Consider the following 16,174-nt stretch of genomic DNA (forward strand, 5'->3'; position numbering starts at 1 on the left):
TAGAGTATGGCGGCAGGTATTCATGAAAATATTATCCGGACAGAATATTCGGAGATCATGCAGAAGTCTTATATTGATTATGCAATGAGTGTTATTATTGCCCGTGCTCTTCCTGATGTGAGAGACGGACTGAAACCGGTGCAGAGAAGAACTCTGTACGATATGTATGAATTGGGGATCCGCTATGACAGGCCCTATAGAAAATGTGCCCGTATTGTAGGAGATACTATGGGTAAATACCATCCTCATGGTGATAGTTCCATTTATGAGGCCCTGGTAGTCATGGCCCAGGATTTTAAAAAGGGATTGCCTCTGGTGGACGGTCATGGAAACTTTGGCTCCATTGAGGGAGATGGGGCGGCGGCTATGCGTTATACAGAGGCCCGTCTCCAGAAGATCACCCAGGAAGTATATTTAAAAGACATGGACAAGAATGTGGTGGACTTTGTCCCTAATTTCGATGAGACGGAGAAGGAACCGGAAGTGCTGCCGGTGCGGATCCCAAACATTCTTGTAAACGGCGCCGATGGAATTGCCGTGGGTATGGCAACCAGTATTCCTCCCCACAACCTGGGAGAGGTGATCGACGGTGTTATTGCCTATATGAAAAATAATCAGATCACTACAAAAGAACTGATGAAATATATAAAAGGCCCTGATTTTCCCACTGGAGGGATTATCGTAAATAAAGATGACCTTCCTGCTATTTATGAGTCGGGAACCGGCAAGATTAAAATCCGGGGAAAAGTAGAGACGGAAAAAGGAAAAAACGGGAAGACGCTTCTGGTAATCTCAGAAATCCCTTATACGATGATCGGCGCCAATATAGGAAAATTCCTGAATGATGTGGCGGCTCTGGTGGAGACGAAGAAGACTACAGATATTGTAGATATTTCCAACCAGTCTTCCAAAGAAGGGATACGCATTGTCCTGGAACTGAAAAAAGGCGCAGATGTGGAAAACCTGAAAAATATGCTTTATAAAAAGACCCGTCTGGAAGACACTTTCGGAGTGAATATGCTGGCAGTGGCAGAGCAGAGGCCGGAAACCCTGGGGCTTCGGCAGATCATTGAGCATCATGTGGATTTCCAGTTTGAAGTGGCTACCAGGAAGTATACCAGCCTGCTGAAAAAGGAGAAAGAAAATCAGGAGATCCAGGAAGGTCTGATCCAGGCCTGCGATGTTATCGACCTGATCATTGAAATCCTCAGAGGCAGCAAGAGCCGTGAACAGGTGAAAAACTGCCTGGTAAATGGAGTTACAGAAGGAATTAAATTCAAAACAAAGACCAGTATGAGACAGGCGGCAAAACTTCGTTTTACAGAGCGTCAGGCTGGAGCAATCCTGGATATGCGTCTGTATAAGCTCATCGGCCTGGAAATAGAAACCCTTATGGCAGAGCATGAAGAAACCCTGAAGAAAATCGCTGCTTATGAGGATATTTTGAATAATTATGATTCTATGGCTTCAGTGATCATGGATGATCTGAAAAAAATCAAAAAGGAATATGCGGCACCCAGAAAGACCGCCGTGGAAAATGCAGAAGAAGTTGTCTATGAGGAAAAGAAGATTGAAGAAGCTCCGGTAGTCTTTCTCATGGACCGGTTCGGCTACGCCAAGACTGTGGACACCTCGGTTTATGAGAGGAATAAAGAGACGGCAGATGCAGAGAATAAATATGTATTTACCTGTATGAATACAGATAAGATCTGTGTGTTCACAGACGCAGGAAGGATGCATCTGGTAAAGGTTATGGACCTGCCCTATGGGAAATTTCGGGATAAGGGAACGCCTGTTGACAATGTGAGCAACTATGACAGCAAGACAGAGCAGATCGTTTTAGTGGTCTCTCTGTCCCAAGTAAAGGAAGAAATGCTATGCTTTGTTACCCAAAAAGGCATGGTGAAACAGGTGGAGGGCAGTGAATTTGCTGTCTCTAAGAGAACCATAGGAGCTACAAAACTGGGAGAAGAGGACAGAATCGTTATGGTACAGCCAGCCGGAGCTATGGAACATCTGGTGCTTCAGACCAGAGAGGGCTATTTTCTGAAATTCCTGAAAGAGGAAATACCGGTACAGAAGAAAAATGCCATGGGCGTCCGGGGAATCCGAATGGGAGAAAAAGATCTGGTAGAACATGCCTATATGCTGGAAAACAGGATTGAACATACGATTACCTATAGAGAAAAGCAGATGACACTGAATAAACTGAAGCTGGCAAAAAGGGATACCAAGGGAACCAAGGTAAGAATCTAAAGGCGGAAGAGGTGTTGAAGATTAAGAAAAAAATATTAGCTTGTGTGCTGAGTACAGCTATATTTACCAGCCTATGGGGATGCAGTTCTCAGGAATTGGAAGAATCGGTGGATCTTTTCCGGGAAACCGTCCAAAACACACTGAGCTCTCAGGAAGAACCAGAGGAAGAAGAAACAGCAGAAATTCCAGAACGTGAGATCACAGAGGAACAGTCAGCCTATTATTATGGATACAGTACTCTGAATGGAGAGGAACAGACAGTATACCGTCAGCTTGCAGCAGGAATCGAGAATTTTCAGGAGAAGATTCCGGTGGACTCTATTTCCCAGGAACAACTGGAAAAAGTGATGAGGGTATTAATGGCAGACCACCCGGAATATTTCTGGACTGACGGCACCAGCAGCTATACTTACCAGGAACTTCCCGGAGGGGGTGTTCAGAACATGGAGATACAGCCGGAATACCAGGTGGACAGCCAGGAGGCCAGTTCTCTGCGGGAGCAGATAGAGGCAAAGGCAGATCAGTGGATCGCAGCGGCTCCTCAAGGTGATACTTATGATAAGATTAAATATGTATATGAAACCCTTATCGATCAGGTGGCTTATGAGGAAAACAGTTCTCAGAATCAGAATATACGCAGTGTTTTTCTGGAAGGGAAGACAGTGTGCATGGGGTATTCCAAAGCTGCTCAGTATCTGCTGAACAGAATGGGGATCTTTTGTACACTGGTCACAGGCACGGTAACGGGAGATAGGCCTTCCAGCCATGCCTGGAATCTGGTCAGGATAGGGGAGCAGTATTATTATATGGACGTGACCTGGGGCAACCCGGGATATCTGAATCCTGTAGAGAATGATGCTTATATTTCATACAGCTATCTGTGCTGCAACTGGGATACCATAGCTCCCACTCATACGCCGGATGATACCATTCCTCTGCCTCCCTGCCAGGATGACAGTTATAATTATTACAAAAATAAGGGACGCTGGTATGAGACCTACGACTGGAACCAGATTTATCAGGTGATACAAAACGATCTGGCTCAGGGAGCTGAGATGACAGAACTGCGGTTTGCCAGTCAGGACAACTATGACCTGGCTGTTCAGGAGCTGGTCCAGGGAAGCCTCATCCAAGAGGCGGTGCAGAACAGTACTGCAGTGGCTCCAGGGCAGTCTTTTTCCTGGCAGACCTATTATGGAGGGAGCGACTGCCTGATCATTATTTTGTGGCAGTAAAAAGGGAAGAATAGGAGAAAAAGCCTTGAAATAAAGGAAAAACCCCTTGCAAGATAGAGAAAATAGTGTTATTCTATGTAAGAACACGATAGTTATTTCAGCATAAGAGTGGACCGAGAGGTCCACTCTTATCGTTTGTATACCGGGAGGATTTTGAGATCCTGTGAAAGAAGGTGAGGACATGAGTAAAAAAGAAACCTATGAACAGAAAGCAGAAGTTTTGATAACCCCTATTGTAGAGCGGCATGGATTTGAATTGGTGGATGTGGAATATGTCAAAGAGGGAGGAAATTTTTACCTCAGGGCATATATTGACAAACCGGGAGGAATTACTGTAGACGACTGCGAGACAGTGAGCAGAGAATTTTCTGATAAACTGGATGAGGAGGACTTTATTGATGAAGCCTATATTATGGAAGTAAGTTCCCCTGGTCTGGGAAGACCTTTAAAAAAGGAAAAAGATTTTAAACGCAGCATGGGAGAAGAGGTGGAAATCAGAACTTACCGTCCCATAAACAGGGAAAAGGAATTTTACGGCGTCTTGACTGCATATGATGAGAATAGTGTGACCATTGACTGTGAAGGAGAAGAAAAGACTTTTCAAAAGACAGACATTGCCCTGATACGCCTTGCGTTTGATTTTTAAATTTTAGGAGGAAGTAAAATGAACACAGAATTATTAGAAGCATTGGATATTTTGGAAAAGGAAAAATCCATCAGCAAAGAAACTCTTTTAGAAGCCATTGAGCAGTCTTTGATCCAGGCCTGCAAAAATCATTTTGGAAAAGCAGATAATGTTAAAGTAAATATTAATCCTGAGACCTGCGATTTTGGCGTGTTTGCAGAGAAGACAGTAGTAGAAGAGGTTCAGGATCCAGTGACAGAGATCAGTCTGGCAGATGCTAAGATGATGAATTCTCAGTATGAACTGGGCGATATCGTAAATGTGGAAATCAAATCAAAACAATTTGGGCGTATTGCTACACAGAATGCGAAAAACGTAATCCTGCAGAAAATCCGTGAAGAAGAAAGAAAAGTTATCTTTAATGAATATTATGCCAAAGAAAAAGATGTGGTTACCGGAATCGTTCAGCGGACAATGGGCAGAAATTACAGCATTAATCTGGGCAAGGCAGATGCAATCCTTACAGAAAACGAACAGGTTAAGACTGAAGTATTTAAGCCTACAGAGAGAATTAAAGTTTACATTCTGGAAGTGAAAGATACACCAAAGGGTCCGAAGATCCTGGTGTCCAGAACTCATCCGGAACTGGTGAAACGTCTCTTTGAAGCAGAGGTTACAGAGGTAAAAGACGGTACAGTAGAGATTAAGAGCATTGCCAGAGAGGCTGGATCCAGAACAAAGATTGCTGTCTGGAGCAATGACCCTGACGTAGATCCTGTAGGAGCCTGCGTAGGCATGAACGGCGCCAGAGTTAACTCTATTGTAGAGGAGCTGAGAGGAGAAAAGATTGATATCATCAACTGGAGCGACAATCCGGCTATTCTCATCGAAAATGCTTTAAGCCCTGCAAAGGTCATTTCTGTTATGGCAGACCCGGAAGAGAAGAATGCTATGGTCATTGTTCCTGATTTCCAGCTTTCCCTGGCAATTGGAAAAGAGGGACAGAATGCAAGACTGGCTGCCAGACTTACTGGATTTAAGATTGATATCAAGAGCGAGACTCAGGCAAGAGAATCTGGAGATTTCGAGTTCTATGAGCAGGAATATGAAAACGGATATGAGGAAGTCCAGGAAATTGAAACAGAGATTCCGGAAGCTGATAATTATACGGACTATGAAGACTATGAGGAGGAAGCCTCAGAAGAATAGGGGGAAAATATGGCAGCAGTGCGGAAAATCCCCATGCGAAAATGTGTGGGCTGCGGTGAAATGAAAAGTAAGAAAGAGATGCTCAGAGTGCTGAAAACAGAAGATGGCCAGGTGATCCTGGACGCCACAGGCCGGAAAAACGGCAGAGGCGCTTATCTCTGTTTTGACAGAGAATGTCTGAAAAAAGCAGTCAGGAACAAAGGCCTGGAGCGTTCTCTGAAAATGGAGATTCCCCAGACGGTCTATGAGCATCTTGAAAAGGAGTTTGAAGATATTGAGAATACCTGAAGAAATATCTCTTGTAGGTCTGGCTGCAAAAGCAGGAAAAGTGGTAAGCGGTGAGTTTGCTACAGAAAAGGCCGTAAAAACTCAGAAGGCTTTCCTGGTCATCATTGCCCAGGATGCATCAGAAAATACAAGAAAAAAATTTCATGATATGTGCACATATTATCAGGTGCCGTTTTACATCATCGGATCAAAGGAGGAGTTGGGAAGGGCCATAGGAAAGGAATATCGGGCGTCCCTTGGGCTGACCGACGAAAACTTTTCCCGGGCCGTAATAAAAAAGATTGAAAAGAAAAGACATGAACAATAGAAGGAGGGCAATATATGTCAACAGTGAGAGTTTATGAACTCGCAAAAGAATTGAATGTAAGCAATAAAGAGGTTTTGGATTTTCTGAAATCTAAGAATATAGATCTGACCAGCCATATGAGCACAGTAGAGGATGACCACGCGCGGATGGTAAGAGCAAATTTTAAGAAGGGGAATGTATCAGCTACCAGTGCAGGAGAAAAGCCAAAGAAGAAGTTTATCCAGGTGTTCCGGCCTCAGAACGCAAGCCATATGCCTGAGAGAAAACAGAAGCCCCGTCAGAATACAAGACCTGGACAGGAACAGAGACCAGAGAATAAACGCCAGGATAACCGTCAGGGAGAGGGCAGCAGAAATGCAAATGGCGGTTCAAGACAGGAAAACAGAAACAACCGCCCCAATAATAACCGGTATAACGGACAGAATGGGGAAAATCGTCAGAACCGTCCGGCAGGTGGAGAAAATCGTTCTCAGGGCCGCTTTAACAATCGGAACAATAATGGAGAAGGCCGTCAGGGCGGGCGTTTTGGCGGCGGACAGGATCATCAGAACAACCGGAACGACAGCCGTGGCGACAATCGCCAGAATCGTCAAAACAGCGGAAATGACCGTTCCCAGGGACGTTTTAACAATGGAGAAAACCGTTCCCGTTTCTCCGGCGAGAATCGTCAGCAGGGCCGCTTCGGAGGCAAGAATGAGGGAAGAGGAGATTCCAGAAGAGATCAGGGAAATAAATTTGAAACACCGAATCTGGAATTTGTAGAAAAAGACAGCCGGAAGGCAAACAGAGAAAATAAGAAGAAAGATAACAGAAGAGATGAATACCAGAACCAGAGCAGAAGACCTAATCAGGGCGGACGCCGTCAGACTCAGCGTATTCCCAAGGCTCTTCAGCTTCAGAAGCCGGTTTCTCATCCAAAGGAAGAGAAAAAGGAAGAAGTAAAAGAAATCACACTTCCAGAAAAAATGACAATCCGGGAACTGGCAGATAAGATGAAGATGCAGCCTTCTGTGATCGTAAAGAAACTTTTCATGGAAGGAATCATGGTAACCGTAAATCATGAGATCGACTTTGAAAAGGCTCAGGAAATTGCTCTGGAATATGATATCATTGCAGAACCTGAAGAGAAAGTAGATGTTATCGGAGAACTGCTGAAAGATGAAGAAGATGATGAGAGCAGCATGGTGCCAAGACCACCAGTAGTCTGCGTTATGGGTCATGTAGACCATGGTAAAACCTCTCTTCTGGACTGTATCAGAAAAACCCATGTAACAGACCGTGAGGCCGGAGGCATCACTCAGCATATCGGCGCCTATATGGTAACGATTAACGGACAGAAGATTACTTTCCTGGATACTCCTGGACATGAGGCCTTCACCGCCATGCGTATGAGAGGCGCCAACGCTACAGATATCGCCGTACTGGTAGTAGCTGCTGACGACGGCGTTATGCCTCAGACTATCGAGGCTATCAACCATGCAAAGGCTGCAGGAGTAGAAATTATCGTTGCCATTAATAAGATTGATAAGCCAAGCGCCAATATCGAGAGAGTAAAACAGGAGCTTTCTGAATATGAGCTGATTCCGGAAGACTGGGGCGGCAGCACCATCTTTGTACCTGTTTCTGCTCATACCGGAGAAGGAATCAATAACCTTCTGGAAATGATCCTGCTGACAGCAGAGGTTGCCGAACTGAAAGCAAATCCAAACAGAAGAGCCAGAGGTCTTGTGATCGAGGCAAAGCTGGATAAAGGAAAAGGTTCTGTGGCTACGATCCTGGTACAGAAAGGTACCCTTCATGTAGGAGACTTTATTGCAGCAGGCGCTTGCTCAGGAAAAGTAAGAGCCATGATTGACGATAAAGGAAGAAAAGTAAAAGAAGCAGGCCCTTCCACTCCAGTGGAAATCCTTGGTCTTAACGATGTTCCTAATGCCGGTGAGATTTTAGTAGTAACTGAAAATGACAAAGAAGCGAAAAACTTTGCGGCAACCTTTGTTTCAGAGAATAAAAACCGTCTTCTGGAAGAGACTAAATCAAAGATGTCTCTGGATGATCTGTTCAGTCAGATCCAGGCTGGTAATCTGAAAGAGCTTCCGATTATCGTTAAAGCAGATGTTCAGGGCTCTGTAGAGGCAGTGAAACAGAGCCTGGTAAAACTGTCTAACGAGGAAGTGGTAGTAAAGGTGATCCACGGAGGCGTAGGTGCCATCAATGAATCTGATGTATCTCTGGCAAGCGCATCTAATGCGATCATTATCGGATTTAACGTAAGGCCAGATGCTACTGCAAAATCTATTGCAGAGCAGGAGGGAGTAGACCTTCGTCTGTATAGAGTTATTTATCAGGCCATCGAGGACGTAGAGGCAGCTATGAAAGGTATGCTGGATCCGGTATTCGAGGAAAAGGTTATCGGACACGCAGAAATCCGTCAGATCTTCAAGGCTTCCGGTATAGGAAATATTGCCGGTTCCTATGTGACAGATGGTATGTTCCAGAGAAACTGCAAAGTACGTATCTCCAGAGAAGGAGAGCAGATATACGAAGGAGAACTGGCTTCTCTGAAGCGGTTTAAAGATGATGTAAAAGAAGTAAAGGCCGGCTACGAATGTGGTCTTGTCTTTGAAGGTTTCAATGATATTAAAGAAGAGGACCAGGTAGAAGCCTACATCATGGTGGAAGTGCCAAGGTAGGAAGAAACCGGGAAGGAAGTTATGAGAAAAAACAGTATAAAAAACACCCGGGTCAATGCAGAGGTGCAGCATGAGCTGGCCAATCTGATCCGGGGAGGGATCAAAGATCCACGCATCCATCCAATGACTTCAGTAACATCTGTAGAGGTTGCGCCGGATCTGAAGACATGCAGAGCCTATATCAGTGTACTGGGAAATGAAGAAGAAAAAAAGAATACCCTTCAGGGGCTGAAAAACGCAGAGGGGTATATTCGCAGACAGCTGGCGAAGAATATAAATCTTCGGAATACCCCTGAAATTCGTTTCATCCTGGACGAATCCATTGAGTATGGTGTTGCTATGTCGAAACTCATTGACGAAGTGAGCAAAAAAGAAGATGCACAGGAGGTGCAGGGAGATGGAGAAGATAACCAGTGAATTAAAAGGTGTTAAGACTGCAGGTATCGCAGGGCATGTCCGTCCTGACGGAGACTGTGTGGGAGCCTGCATGGGTTTATATCTTTATTTAAAGACCAATTATCCGGAAATTGAGACAGATGTATATCTGGAAGAGCCTAAGTCAGGATTCTCTTTTATCCAGGGTCTGGACCAGGTTAAGACAGAGTATGATGAAAATAAAAAATACGATGTTTTCTTTGTCCTGGATACCAGTGAGAAAAACCGTATAGGAGTAGCAATTGCCGGATATGAAAGTGCAGGCAGGACTATCTGTATCGACCATCATATAAGTAACAAAGGTTTCGGGGATATCAATGTGATCAGACCGGAGATCAGCTCCGCCTCAGAACTTTTGTATACCCTTCTGGAAAAAGAAAAGATTACCAAGGAGACTGCAGAGGCCATTTATACGGGAATTGCCCATGATACAGGAGTATTCCAGTATACATGTACTTCTCCTCAGACTATGAGAATTGCTGCGGAACTGATGGAAATGGGAATTGACTTTTCTGAGATCATAGATAAATCCTTCTATGAGAAAAGTTATGTCCAGAATCAAATCTTAGGCAGATGCCTCATGGAAAGCATCCTGATCATGGATGGCAAGGTAATCGTGGGATATATCAGGAAGAGAGATATGGAGTTTTACGGAGTGGAGCCCAAGGATCTGGACGGAATTGTTCAGCAGCTCCGAGTGACCAAAGGCGTGGAAGTTGCGATTTTTATCTATGAGGTAAAGACGCAGGAATTTAAGGTAAGTCTTCGCTCAAATGGTAACGTTGATGTAAATGCTGTGGCATCCTATTTCAGCGGCGGCGGCCATGTAAAAGCTGCTGGCTGTACTATGCAGGGGTCCGTATATGATGTGATCAACAACCTTACCAGACCCATTGCAAAACAGCTTAAAGAGAGAAGTCAGAAATCATGATAAACGGAGTTTTAAATGTTTATAAGGAAAAGGGATATACCTCCCATGACGTGGTGGCAAAGCTGAGAGGAATTTTGAAGCAGAAGAAAATCGGCCACACAGGGACCCTGGACCCAGATGCCCAGGGAGTCCTCCCTGTCTGCCTGGGAAGAGCTACAAAACTCTGCGGGATGCTGACAGATAAAAGAAAGACTTATGAGGCAGTGATCCATCTGGGAATTGAGACGGATACCCAGGACATTTCAGGCCAAGTAAAATGCCAACGTCCTGTAGAAGTTTCTCCTGAGAAAGTGGCAGAGTGCATCCGGAGCTTTGAGGGAGAACAGATGCAGGTTCCACCTATGTATTCTGCACTAAAAGTTCAGGGAAAGAAGTTATATGAACTGGCCAGAGAGGGAAAAGAAGTGGAGAGAAAGCCCAGACCAGTGACTTTCTACGACATAAAGATCCTTTCCATGGAACTGCCTTTTGTCACTGTCAGGGTAACTTGTTCAAAGGGAACTTACATAAGGACTCTGTGTCATGATATCGGAGAAAAACTGGGATGCAAAGGCTGTATGGAGAGTCTTCTTCGGACCAGAGTAGACAGATTTTCCATTGAAAACAGTCTGAAGCTTTCTCAGATAGAAGAACTGGTAAACCAGGGGGAACTGGAAAAGTATATCCTTGGGCCGGATGAAATGTTTTCAGATTATCCGAAGATTCTGGCAGACAGAAAATTTGACAAGATGCTGGAAAATGGAAATCCCCTTCCATGGAAGGGGGAGATCCCCGGCGAGAATGTCAGGGTATATCACAGCAGTGGGATTTTTATAGGAATTTATCAATGGCAGAAAGAAAGACGCCAGTATCGTCCCACAACAATTTTTTCTTCGCCCCAGGACTTCTTAGATTCTGACATCCGAAAGGAGAAAACATGATTTATACCACACAGGTACCTCATCTGGAGAAGGGAATCAGAAGCGGCATTACTCTGGGAAAATTTGACGGACTTCATCGGGGACATCAGAAGCTGATAAATTGCATCAAGGAACGACAGAGCAGAGACTGCAGAACCGTGATATTTACCTTTGATGTGGCTCCTAAATCTTTTATGCTTCACACCTCTCCCAAATTTCTGCTTACTTATGAAGAGCGAAGAGAACTGGCGGAAGGTCTGGGAGTAGATATTCTTACGGAGTGTCCTTTTACAGAGGAGCTGATGCATATGGAGCCAGAGGCCTTTGTAAAAGAATATCTGGTGGACAGGCTTCATGGGGAATACCTTGCTGTAGGACCAGATTTCCGCTTCGGATATCAGCGTAAAGGTACGCCTCAGCTTTTGCAGGAACTGGGAAAGGTCTATGGTTTTTACACAGAAATTGTAGAAAAAGAGAAGTACGGGAACAGAGATATCAGCAGTACCTATGTCCGGGAAGAATTAGAAAAAGGCCATATGGAAGAAGTGAACCGTCTTCTGGGGTATATCTACTTTACAAAAGGAGAGATTGTCCATGGAAGACAGCTGGGAAGGACCATTGGTATTCCTACGGCAAATCTGATTCCCCCTTCTATAAAAAAACTGCCTCCTAATGGGGTATACATTACGGAGTCAGTCATTCAGGGGAAAACTTACCAGGGAATTACCAATGTAGGTTATAAGCCTACGGTTAAGGAAAACTTTCTGGGTGTGGAGACCTACCTGTTTTCCTGTCATGAAGACCTGTATGGACAGGAGGCAGAGGTGAAATTTTACCGCTATCTGAGACCGGAATTAAAGTTTTCTTCTCTGGAAGAATTAAAAATTCAGATGATGAGGGATATTCAAACAGGAAAAGAATATTTTCAGCAGAAAAAAAAATGAAAGAGACCGGATTGAGCGATTCATCCGGTCTCTTTCTCTATATATACTTAAGGAAATATAAAAATGGATAAAATACAAGTTTAAAAAAGAATTTATATAATAATGATTGATACCTGCCAGGTTAGGGTATAAAATTAAACAAAATATTACATAAAAGCGACAGATTTTGCGTGGACGGATATAAATAGGTAAGAATTTGCTATACTTACTTGGAGTATACTATAAGAAAATGTCAAGGAAATCGGCCTTGAAAAAACTTGTATAAAGGTGGGAGAGACCGGTAATGAGAGTGGGAATTTGTGATGATGACAGTAAATGGTATCAGAAAGCAAAAGGGATTATTGAGGCATATGGAAAGAAAGTAGATATAAAAATAGACGTGCTGTATTTTTCACAGGGAGAAAATCTGGAGGTTTATGAGGGAGCTCCCTTGGAAGCAATTTTTATGGATGTAGATCTGGGGGAGGAAAGTGGAATTGCTCTGGCTGGGAAAATTAATAAAAAATGGAAAAGCTGCCAGATCATATATCTTACTAATTATCTGAGTTATGCTACGGAAACTTATCATACCGCACATACTTTTTTTGTCTTAAAAGAACAGTTCCAGGATAGGATCGGAGAGGTATTTGGAAAGATTTTGCATACCATAGAGCAGAAGTCAGAAAATCTTGTCTTTTCAGCCATTGGTGGGAAAGAAGTGGTTCTTGCTCCGGAAGATATTCTGTATTTTGAGCGAAGCGGAAGAATTACCAGGATCGTAACTGTGTGGGGAAATTATGAGATATGGGATAAGCTGGGAAGTGTGATGGAAAAATTGTCTAAGATGGATTTTGTTCGCTGTCACAACAGTTATATCGTATATATGCCAGCTGTCCGAGAACTCGGAAAGGGATGCTTTATTTTGAAAAATGGGACAAAGATCATGATAAGCAGAAGTCATACAAAGGCTGTGAAGACAGCATTTATGCGCTGGGCTATGACACAGATGCTCTAAAAGCTATATCTGCCGCAAGAAGGGGGAGGATTATATGCTGATCTTAGGAAGTGCAATCCTTTTGCTGGCTTCCCTGCTTTTGATTCTTGTTGGAATGCGAGTGAACGCTCTGGAAAAAGAAAATCGCCTGCTGTCTGAGTATATGGATACGGCAAAAGATTTTTATCAAGGGATACAGAAACGTATAGAGGCTTCTGGCAAGTACCGCCATGATCTAGCAAAACATATCCAGACCTTGGAAAGCCTTCTGGAAGCGCGGGAGGATAGGGGAGAGATCAGAAGCTACATGGAGGGGCTGAAAAAAGAATATGCAGATTTAAAGAAAAGGGAGTTTTGCAAGGACGAGATTGTGGAGACGATTCTCGATATGAAGGCCAGGCAGTGCCGGGAGTTAGAAATTCCTGCAGATATACGTGCTGAAGACTGTCTTTACAGGGAAATCGAAGAGGCTGACATGGTAGGACTTCTATGTAACCTTCTGGATAATGCTATAGAAGCAAATCAGCGGTGCCGTGAGGGGGAGAGAAGAGGAATCTGGTTTTATATGGAAAAGAAAGAGGATAAGATATTGATAACTGTTAAAAATTGTATTTCTTCAGAGGAAGAGTTCAGTTTTGTTACGAAAAAAAATAAAAAGACAGAACATGGAATTGGTACGAAGATTATTTCCGGTCTTGTAGAGAAATATCAGGGAACCAGAGTGATTAAAGCAGACAGGGAGAATAGGATAGTAGCTGACAGGATTCTCCTTTATGGAAAGGGAAGACTATGAATATGGAAATGCTTCCCTGGCAGATTGCCTTTCGGGTTGCCTTGATTTTACTGTCCAATATATCCATTGCTTTTATTATCCAGCTGACAGCTTTAGAAAGAAGAAGGTCACTTCTGGCTCTCACTCTAGTCTATCTGGGAAGAAATATTCTGCTAAATCTATTAGGCGGAATTGTTTTTCAGGACTACATTGCTCAAAATCCTTTCTGGAACAATTGTTATGAATTTTTCATTACTTTTCAATCTGTGATCCTGTGGGGAGTTGCCTTTTACACATTTGCAGGAGATGCCTTAAAAATCATGGTTGTTTCTATAGCAGCAGAAATCTATACTGTGGCTTTAAACGGCGTCATACTGGCAATGATAAATTTTGTAGAAGGCAGAAATAGTCTGTTTCTAAGTGCAGGACCTTTTCAGCCTTTGGACCTCTTTATACCATTGGTGATGTATGCAGTGTTTCTTCCTCTATATTTTTTCTTTCGGGATAGATTGAGAAAATATAGAAATAAAGAACTGAAGCACAGGAAATTTTGGATTTCCTTTACAGTGCTGTATATTCTTTTGGGAATCATGTCCTGGTGGAATGGCTATGCAAACAAGATGAGCCAGATGTCCTGGGTTACGTGGCTGCTGTTTTTCCTGATGGCAGCAGGCGCAGGAACAGTAGGAGTCATAAGCTGGATGGGTTATATGAAGAGAATAGAGATGGAACACAGGGCTTTAAAAAAACAGCAGGAATTCCTGAGACTGCACAGAAAAGCCATTGATGAACAGATTCAAAGAATGGAAGAAAATCAAAAAATCATCGATCACCAAATGAAGGAGATAGAGAAGTTTGAGGAAAAAGCCTTTTCTGGAGAAAGAGCAGAAAACTATCTGAAAAAATTGAAACAGGAATACCACAGTATTAAGGCTGGAGTTTATTGCAGTGAATGGGAAATTGATGCAGTCTTGTATTATTATGCCAGGAAGGCCAGTCAAAACCAGATTTTCTGCAGCTTTTTCTTTGGAAATTACCGAAAGGGTTCTTTAAACTATGAAGTGCTAAGTGAGATTTTAGTACTTTTATTGGAGAAATCCATCGAAGGGAATCTGACTGTGGAGGCGGAAAAAAGAAAAATTTCTCTTACTGCCGGAACGGTGAAAAATCAGGTGGTATTGATACTGGAGACCAGATGTAAAGGAAGATTTCAGATTGGAAAGTTGAGATATTTCCTAAAGAAGCATCAGGGGATAGTTAAATCTGAGAAAAATGAAGGTGGATTTTATGTAAAAGTTATGATTCCGTGTACAGAATATTACAATCAGAAGACAGTTTCTGAATAAGAGGGCGACAAAAGACACAGATTTGATATAATTACCACAGATTAAATCTCTATGCAGAATGTAATCTGCTGATAAACGAAATGGAATGAGTGAGTTTTGTGGAAGAACAGAAAATAGATAAGAAAAAAAAGTCGAGACTGAAGATAGCAGCGGCAGTAGTTCTGGGGACTATTTTGCTGATTGTAGCCGGAGCAGGTCTGGGCTTTTTATATTTGAGATTTCAGGGAGAAAGAAGTCTGAAATCTCAGGTTCAGATAATGGATGCAAATATGGGAAATAGGGAAAATACTTCAGAAGATTCTATATCTGAAGAAGAGCAGGAAGGATTTTATATTACATATGATGGGAAACAATACCAGTATAATTCTGATGTGATCAATATTCTATGCCTGGGCATTGACAAAGATATTCCCATAGAGGAGAAAAGAGAAACCGGAAGCGAAGGGCTTGCGGATGTAGTAATCCTTGCCAGCATTGATACAAAGGAAGATACATTAAAGTTTCTTGCCGTTCCAAGGGAAACCATCGTACCTGTAAAGCTTATAGATACAAAGGGAAATTTTGTACGCACAGAGAACGAGCAGATCACACTGCAGTATGCCTATGGGCAGACGGCAGAAAAAAGCTGCGAACTTATGATAGATACAGTGTCCAATTTGCTGTTTCAGCTTCCGATACAGAGGTATTGTGCAATTAATTTCCAGGCACTGCCGGCATTAAATGACGCTATAGGCGGGGTGGATCTGGTATCAATAGAAACTGTGCACTGGTGGAATGGAAGCTTTTATGAAGGGCAGCAGATGCATTTGGAAGGACAGGCGGCGTTGGACTATGTACGGCAGAGAGATGAGACGATACCCAAAAGCAGTATGGGAAGACTGGAACGACAGAAGCAGTATATTACTTGTTACCTTGAACAGGCAAAGGAGGCTGTAGGGAAGGATTTAACATTGCCGGTGAAAATGTTCCAAAGTCTTACAGAAAATATGTGTACAGATGTAACTGTGGCAGATATCACGTACTTAGTACCGGAACTGCTGAATATGGAGATAAACCTGGAAAATATCAGTATGGTGCCAGGGGAGACGATTACTGGCGGAGAGCATGAAGAATATCATGTAGATGCAGATGCTCTGAAACAGCTGGTGATCCAGATGTTTTATAAAGAGGTTCCGGCAGAACAGACAAATGATTCTGATACAGAGGAAAATACCGTTATAGAAGGCGGTCCGGCAGAAAACGCAAACTAAGGGAAAAGAGGAAA

The 16,174-nt window shown here is 43.1% G+C and carries 15 protein-coding genes; all 15 read left to right on the forward strand.

All coding sequences use genetic code 11. The features are described 5' to 3' along the window. Positions 1–6 precede the first annotated feature (6 nt). Positions 7–2,256, forward strand: coding sequence for a DNA gyrase/topoisomerase IV subunit A (locus B5G00_RS01425; RefSeq protein WP_087267360.1), 2,250 nt, complete (start codon positions 7–9; stop codon positions 2,254–2,256). A gap of 14 nt (positions 2,257–2,270) precedes the next feature. Beyond that, positions 2,271–3,491 (forward strand): transglutaminase domain-containing protein, encoded by a 1,221-nt coding sequence (locus B5G00_RS01430; RefSeq protein WP_242971246.1) that lies wholly within the window; start codon positions 2,271–2,273, stop codon positions 3,489–3,491. Positions 3,492–3,672: 181 nt separating this feature from the next. Continuing rightward, positions 3,673–4,137 (forward strand): ribosome maturation factor RimP, encoded by a 465-nt coding sequence (gene rimP / locus B5G00_RS01435; protein ID WP_087267670.1) that lies wholly within the window; start codon positions 3,673–3,675, stop codon positions 4,135–4,137. Positions 4,138–4,155: 18 nt separating this feature from the next. Next, positions 4,156–5,325, forward strand: a complete 1,170-nt coding sequence (gene nusA, locus B5G00_RS01440) for a transcription termination factor NusA (protein ID WP_087267361.1) — start codon at positions 4,156–4,158, stop codon at positions 5,323–5,325. A gap of 9 nt (positions 5,326–5,334) precedes the next feature. Next, positions 5,335–5,613, forward strand: coding sequence for an RNase P modulator RnpM (rnpM, locus tag B5G00_RS01445; RefSeq protein ID WP_087267364.1), 279 nt, complete (start codon positions 5,335–5,337; stop codon positions 5,611–5,613). Continuing rightward, the gene (locus B5G00_RS01450; RefSeq protein WP_191385882.1) at positions 5,570–5,920 is read left to right on the forward strand and encodes a L7Ae/L30e/S12e/Gadd45 family ribosomal protein; all 351 of its coding nucleotides are present in this window, start codon (positions 5,570–5,572) and stop codon (positions 5,918–5,920) included. Before rnpM ends, B5G00_RS01450 begins: the two co-directional genes overlap by 44 nt. A 14-nt stretch (positions 5,921–5,934) precedes the next feature. Beyond that, positions 5,935–8,610: a translation initiation factor IF-2 gene (infB, locus tag B5G00_RS01455; RefSeq protein ID WP_087267368.1), complete on the forward strand. Its 2,676-nt coding sequence runs from the start codon at positions 5,935–5,937 to the stop codon at positions 8,608–8,610. 21 nt (positions 8,611–8,631) lie between these two features. Next, entirely contained in the window at positions 8,632–9,027 is a 396-nt protein-coding gene (gene rbfA / locus B5G00_RS01460) for a 30S ribosome-binding factor RbfA (RefSeq protein WP_087267370.1), read from the forward strand. Then, complete coding sequence (locus B5G00_RS01465) at positions 9,008–9,976, forward strand: DHH family phosphoesterase (protein ID WP_087267373.1); 969 nt, start codon at positions 9,008–9,010, stop codon at positions 9,974–9,976. Before rbfA ends, B5G00_RS01465 begins: the two co-directional genes overlap by 20 nt. Next, positions 9,973–10,896, forward strand: a complete 924-nt coding sequence (gene truB / locus B5G00_RS01470) for a tRNA pseudouridine(55) synthase TruB (protein WP_087267376.1) — start codon at positions 9,973–9,975, stop codon at positions 10,894–10,896. The genes B5G00_RS01465 and truB overlap by 4 nt, the downstream gene beginning before the upstream one ends. After that, positions 10,893–11,819, forward strand: coding sequence for a bifunctional riboflavin kinase/FAD synthetase (locus B5G00_RS01475; RefSeq protein WP_087267379.1), 927 nt, complete (start codon positions 10,893–10,895; stop codon positions 11,817–11,819). The genes truB and B5G00_RS01475 overlap by 4 nt, the downstream gene beginning before the upstream one ends. Positions 11,820–12,102: 283 nt before the next feature. After that, positions 12,103–12,813, forward strand: a complete 711-nt coding sequence (locus B5G00_RS01480) for a LytR/AlgR family response regulator transcription factor (RefSeq protein ID WP_087267382.1) — start codon at positions 12,103–12,105, stop codon at positions 12,811–12,813. A gap of 34 nt (positions 12,814–12,847) precedes the next feature. Beyond that, positions 12,848–13,585: a sensor histidine kinase gene (locus B5G00_RS01485; protein ID WP_087267385.1), complete on the forward strand. Its 738-nt coding sequence runs from the start codon at positions 12,848–12,850 to the stop codon at positions 13,583–13,585. Further along, positions 13,582–14,910, forward strand: a complete 1,329-nt coding sequence (locus tag B5G00_RS01490) for a hypothetical protein (RefSeq protein WP_087267388.1) — start codon at positions 13,582–13,584, stop codon at positions 14,908–14,910. The genes B5G00_RS01485 and B5G00_RS01490 overlap by 4 nt, the downstream gene beginning before the upstream one ends. 98 nt (positions 14,911–15,008) lie before the next feature. Beyond that, positions 15,009–16,160, forward strand: a complete 1,152-nt coding sequence (locus B5G00_RS01495) for an LCP family protein (RefSeq protein ID WP_087267391.1) — start codon at positions 15,009–15,011, stop codon at positions 16,158–16,160. The last annotated feature ends 14 nt before the right edge of the window (positions 16,161–16,174 follow it).

The sequence above is a fragment of the Blautia sp. An46 genome (genome assembly GCF_002161645.1).
GTDB lineage: Bacteria > Bacillota > Clostridia > Lachnospirales > Lachnospiraceae > Blautia > Blautia ornithocaccae.

Coding starts and splice junctions, on each gene's coding strand:
- rimP (WP_087267670.1), top strand. CDS start 3,673: ATGAGTAAAAAAGAAACCTATGAACAGAAAGCAGAAGTTTTGATAACC.
- nusA (WP_087267361.1), top strand. CDS start 4,156: ATGAACACAGAATTATTAGAAGCATTGGATATTTTGGAAAAGGAAAAA.
- truB (WP_087267376.1), top strand. CDS start 9,973: ATGATAAACGGAGTTTTAAATGTTTATAAGGAAAAGGGATATACCTCC.
- B5G00_RS01480 (WP_087267382.1), top strand. CDS start 12,103: ATGAGAGTGGGAATTTGTGATGATGACAGTAAATGGTATCAGAAAGCA.
- B5G00_RS01450 (WP_191385882.1), top strand. CDS start 5,570: ATGAGCATCTTGAAAAGGAGTTTGAAGATATTGAGAATACCTGAAGAA.
- infB (WP_087267368.1), top strand. CDS start 5,935: ATGTCAACAGTGAGAGTTTATGAACTCGCAAAAGAATTGAATGTAAGC.
- rnpM (WP_087267364.1), top strand. CDS start 5,335: ATGGCAGCAGTGCGGAAAATCCCCATGCGAAAATGTGTGGGCTGCGGT.
- B5G00_RS01425 (WP_087267360.1), top strand. CDS start 7: ATGGCGGCAGGTATTCATGAAAATATTATCCGGACAGAATATTCGGAG.
- B5G00_RS01485 (WP_087267385.1), top strand. CDS start 12,848: ATGCTGATCTTAGGAAGTGCAATCCTTTTGCTGGCTTCCCTGCTTTTG.
- B5G00_RS01475 (WP_087267379.1), top strand. CDS start 10,893: ATGATTTATACCACACAGGTACCTCATCTGGAGAAGGGAATCAGAAGC.
- B5G00_RS01465 (WP_087267373.1), top strand. CDS start 9,008: ATGGAGAAGATAACCAGTGAATTAAAAGGTGTTAAGACTGCAGGTATC.
- rbfA (WP_087267370.1), top strand. CDS start 8,632: ATGAGAAAAAACAGTATAAAAAACACCCGGGTCAATGCAGAGGTGCAG.
- B5G00_RS01490 (WP_087267388.1), top strand. CDS start 13,582: ATGAATATGGAAATGCTTCCCTGGCAGATTGCCTTTCGGGTTGCCTTG.